General features: G+C 38.0%; 4 protein-coding genes. 2 read left to right on the plus strand and 2 right to left on the minus strand.

The features are described 5' to 3' along the window. Positions 1-62 precede the first annotated feature (62 nt). Both HRT72_14225 and HRT72_14230 read right to left on the minus strand, forming a co-directional pair. Positions 63-635 (minus strand): molybdenum cofactor guanylyltransferase, encoded by a 573-nt coding sequence (locus tag HRT72_14225; protein NQY68866.1) that lies wholly within the window; start codon positions 633-635, stop codon positions 63-65. Between the two features lie 8 nt (positions 636-643). Continuing rightward, the gene (locus HRT72_14230) at positions 644-1,834 is read right to left on the minus strand and encodes a molybdopterin molybdotransferase MoeA (GenBank protein ID NQY68867.1); all 1,191 of its coding nucleotides are present in this window, start codon (positions 1,832-1,834) and stop codon (positions 644-646) included. 177 nt (positions 1,835-2,011) lie between these two features. On the opposite strand from HRT72_14230, the gene HRT72_14235 reads away from it, so the two are divergent. After that, on the plus strand, positions 2,012-4,432 hold the full coding sequence (locus HRT72_14235; GenBank protein NQY68868.1) for an FAD-dependent oxidoreductase: 2,421 nt from the start codon (positions 2,012-2,014) through the stop codon (positions 4,430-4,432). Positions 4,433-4,480: 48 nt separating this feature from the next. Further along, on the plus strand, positions 4,481-4,819 hold the full coding sequence (locus tag HRT72_14240) for a formate dehydrogenase accessory sulfurtransferase FdhD (protein NQY68869.1): 339 nt from the start codon (positions 4,481-4,483) through the stop codon (positions 4,817-4,819). The last annotated feature ends 56 nt before the right edge of the window (positions 4,820-4,875 follow it).

The raw sequence follows: 4,875 nt of genomic DNA on the forward strand, positions 1-4,875 counted from the left end.
ACCTGTTGCCCAAGAGCAAGAAAGCCAAGAGTAACTACCACGAAATTTAAAGCTGAATAGCCCTATTGATTAAAGTCGGTAGGGCTATTATAGTTTTTAAAAAGATCAGTATTATAGCCTGGTTCATCGCCAGTTACTTTTAGGTAATTTACGTTGATCGATTTATAGATTTCAGTTAATTTATTTACCCCGTTTCTTAACTCCTTTTCTATAACTGGAGCACACTCCTTTTTCATCACCAAACAGAGCGGCTCAATCCTGCTTTTATGAACTGGTACAACTGCCTGAAAACTCCCTAACTGAGAAAGCATGTATTGCATAAACTCTACATTCAAATGAGGCATGTCGCACGGCGCAATCACGTTTACCTTAGTATTAGATTCCTTAAGGCTTTCTACTAATCCTGCACCTGGACCTTGATCTATAATTTCATCCTTAACAATAGACCTGCCTAGATAGTTATAACTATCTGAATTAGAACTTACTACTGCAAGTAAAGAAACGGATTCAAGCACTAACAAAACGTGTTCAATCATTGGCTTATCTTCAAACAAAACAAGCCCCTTCTCCTCTCCCATTCGAGTGCTTTTTCCACCAGCTAAAACAATACCTGTTACTTCATTTCTCTCGATCAAAACGCTTTCTAATTTCTTGGCAAATAATGAATTTCCATCATCTCTCCAGATTTAAATTCACCCTGATTTTCTGGCACATAAATAAGGCAATCTGCTTTAGCAAAAGAACGCATCATAGAAGATGCCTGCTTGTCCAATATCTCCACTTCGTTTTCGTGTATTTTCCCTTTCAGAAAACCACCTTTTTTCGGATTCTTTTCGAAGTCATTTTTCAATGGCAACTTTCCTTGCGGAAGGAACAGTTCATCGCAACCTTTCATCTTTCGAATAGCCGGTAAAACGTACTCATAAAAACAAGACATCACAGCCGCAGGGTTTCCTGGCAACCCAAAAAAGAATCTTTCTTTTTGCTCTCCGAAAAACAATGGTCCACCTGGTTTTTGACGAACCTTATAAAAAACCTCGTTTACATTTAGCTCATTTAATACTTCACCAACAAAATCATACTCACCTACTGAGATTCCTCCAGTAAATATTACTAAATCCGACTCTTGCATTACTACGTCTACCAATTTCAAAAGAGAAGTTTTATCGTCTTCACATCGATACATCCGACATTCATCAATACCACATTGTTTCACAGCAGCTATAAGCGCAATAGAATTTGATTCAAAGACCTGGCCTCTTTCTAGTGTATCTCCACGATCAACTAATTCATCCCCGGTAATTATAACAGCAACTTTAGGAGAATCAAACACCTTTACTTTAGTAATTCCAAAAGATGCTAAGAATCCAAGAGCACTTGGATTAAGACTGGTTCCTTTAACCAATGCAACTTCACCAATACCAATCTGCTCTCCTGTTAATCGAATATTCGCTCCTTTAACAGGTAATTTATCAATCCGAACATCGTCGTGATCTCTTTGCACATGCTCTTGCATTACTACTGTATCAGCCCCAATAGGAACTGCTGCACCGGTAAATATCCGAATGGCCTCATTCTTTTCTAATACATGATCTGAAAATCCACCCGCAGGAACCTCGCCTACTAATTTCAAAACAGTATTACCTTGAACATCGTCATACCGAATTGCATATCCATCCATTGCCGAGTTATCAAAATTTGGCAAATCTAAAGTTGCTTTTACGTCTTGAGCCAAGACAGAGCCAAGTGCATTCTCTAATAAAACTTCCTTCTCAACAAGATGCCTAACAGTACTAACTATCAAGTCTTTTGCTTCTAATATTCCTACAGCCATATATTGTTTTTTCTTAATTTCAAAAATACATTCTTTCGACTACAATATATCGTGCAGAACGCGTGCAAATAATTGCATTTAGGGTTGTTTATTAACAGCATTTTTTATTTAAATTCACCATCCCTCTTTATACGGAGAGTAACGGTATTAAATTAATAACACTTAAAGATTTAACAAGTGAAAAAGCAAGCGAGAGTAGTAGTAATTGGTGGTGGTATTGCAGGATGTAGCACACTTTATCATTTAACTAAATTAGGATGGACTGATGTTGTTCTTGTTGATAAGAATGAATTAACATCTGGCTCTACTTGGTTAGCTGCAGGAAACATTCCGCAATACAGTAGAGGGTTCAATCTTTCTAAAGTTCACAATTATGCTGTTGAGCTTTATCAAACCTTAGAAAAGGAAACTGGACAAGCTGTGGATTGGCATACTACGGGAAGTATTCGATTGGCTTTAAATGAAGAACGAATGCTTGAATACAAGCATGTTGCTGCAAAAGACAAAATCTTAGGAGTTAATTCTAAGATGATGACTGCTGATGAACTTAAAGATGTTTATCCATTACTTCAAACAGATGGTCTTTTAGGCGGATTATATCACCCAGAAGATGGTCACGTTGATCCTACTAGTGTAACGCATGCAATGGCAAAAGGCGCTAAAGCCAACGGTGCTGAGATTTATCTTAACAATCCTGTTACCGGTTTTACGCAAAAGCCAAATGACGAATGGACTGTACATACTAAGGATGGTGACATCGATTGCGAAACCGTAGTTAACTGTGCTGGACTATGGGCTACTAAAATTGCAAATATGATAGGTGTTAATCTACCAATCATTGCGATGGAGCACCACCATATCTTATTTGATGATTTAGAAGAATTGGTTAACTCGGATATGGAACTACCATTATTAAGAGATCCTGATACTTCTTATTACATGAGACAAGAGCTAAAAGGACTACTTATCGGTCCTTACGAGCCAGTTGCGATGCCATGGAATCCGGCAGGAGTGCCAGACGACTATGCTTCAAAAATGCTTAATCCTAATATGGATAGAATTCAAAACATATTAATGGATGCGATAGGTAGAGTACCTGCAATGGGAGAAGCCGGAATTAGAGAAGAAGTTAACGGACCAATTACTTATGCTCCCGATGGAAATCCACTTGTAGGACCAGCTTTCGGAGTTAAGAATTTCTTCATGAATGCTGGACATTGTTTCGGTATTACACAATGTGCTGCTGCAGGATTACACTGCGCAGAATGGATCATTGAAGGAGAAACAAGCATCGACCCAATGTTTATGGATAGCCGTAGATATGGAGAGTTCGCTGACCTTAAATGGGCAGAAGAAAAAGTAAAAGAAACGTACAAAATGATGTACTCGGCTGAATACCCAGGTGAAATTCGTCCGGCAGCAAGAAACGTAAAAACAACTCCTATTTTCGATAAACTTGTTGCACAAGGGGCTGTAATGAGCCAAACTTATGGATGGGAAAGACCAAATTGGTTTGCACCTGAAGGAGTTGAGGCAATGGAAATCAATAGTTTTAAGAGAACTAACTGGTTCGAACATGTTGGTAACGAATGTAAAGCTGTAAGAAATAGTGTTGGTGTACTTGATTTATCTGGTTTCTCTAAATTCTCTGTTAAAGGAGAAGGAACAGCAGACTTCTTAAATTACTTAGCAAACAATAATGTTCCTAAAACTATGGGTAGAGCAGCTGTAACTACAATGCTTGCCGATAGCGGAAAGATTAGATGCGATACAACTATTACGAAATTAGACGAAGATGATTTCATGGTAGTAACTGCAGCTGCTGCAGAACGTCATGATTTCGATTGGATTCAAAAACAAATTCCTAAAGGAAGTCCTATTGAAATTAAAAACATCTCTGAAGATTTAGCTGTGTTGGTAGTTGCTGGACCAAGATCAAGAGATTTGATTATTAAAATTTCTGATGCTGACTATTCTAAAGACGAATTCAAATTTGCCACTTCAAAAATGGTAACTATCGGAGGACGCGAGGCACGAGCACTTAGACTTGGGTTTACAGGAGAGTTAGGCTGGGAGTTCTATTGCAAATACGAAGATCAAGAAGCAATTTATGATGCGATCATGGAAGCTGGAAAGGAATTCGGTATTGTGAATTTCGGCTTACGTGCAATGATGTCTATGCGCCTTGAAAAAGGATATTGCATTCTTGGAAACGAGTTGAACTACGAAAGAAATCCAATTGAAGCAGGCTTAGGCTGGGCGGTTAAATTCAAAAAAGACTTTAAAGGAAAAGATGCTCTTCTTAAAATGCAAGAAGATGGCATCCCTGAATCTTTGGTTATGATGACTGTTGAAGACGACAATGAGGCGGATGTATTTATGGACGAGCCTGTTTACGATGGCGACAATATCATTGGAAGGGTTTCTTCAGGTGGTTACGGCTTTACCGTTCAAAAAAGTTTAGCCTTAGCTTACATTAAAACAGAGAAAGCAATAATTGGAAGCAATTACGAAATTGAAATTCTAGGTGTAAAGCGTAAAGCTATTGTGGTAGAAAATCCAATTTTTGATGCAGCAAACGAAAGATTACGGGGTTAATATTTCCTCGTAACGTTTCCTTATCTTTAAATTAAATTATAAGGAGTTTTGGCTAGTAGCGTAAAATCAGTAAGCATATCTAAAGTCACGGCAAATTCCGTTGACGTAGTTGATGACCTTTTGGTGGTTGAAGAACCGCTTGAAATCCAACTGGGCTATGGCGACAAAAATAATCGCAAACAGAAAAGTATTTCTGTTACTATGCGAACACCAGGTCATGACTTTGAACTCACTATCGGTTTCTTATTTACAGAAGGTATAATTAATGGATACGATGACGTAAATACAATCAAGTATTGTGTTTCAAAAACAGAAGAAGAAAACGGGAATAAAGTAAAAGTTGAGATAAAACCAACTGTAGATAGGCATGCAAGAAATTTAGTTTAGAAAATGAGCAGCTAATGGAAAATAGTAACGTGCTCAGTCGCACCGTGCTCAACTTC

This window comes from Flavobacteriales bacterium, assembly GCA_013214975.1.
Taxonomy (GTDB): domain Bacteria; phylum Bacteroidota; class Bacteroidia; order DT-38; family DT-38; genus DT-38.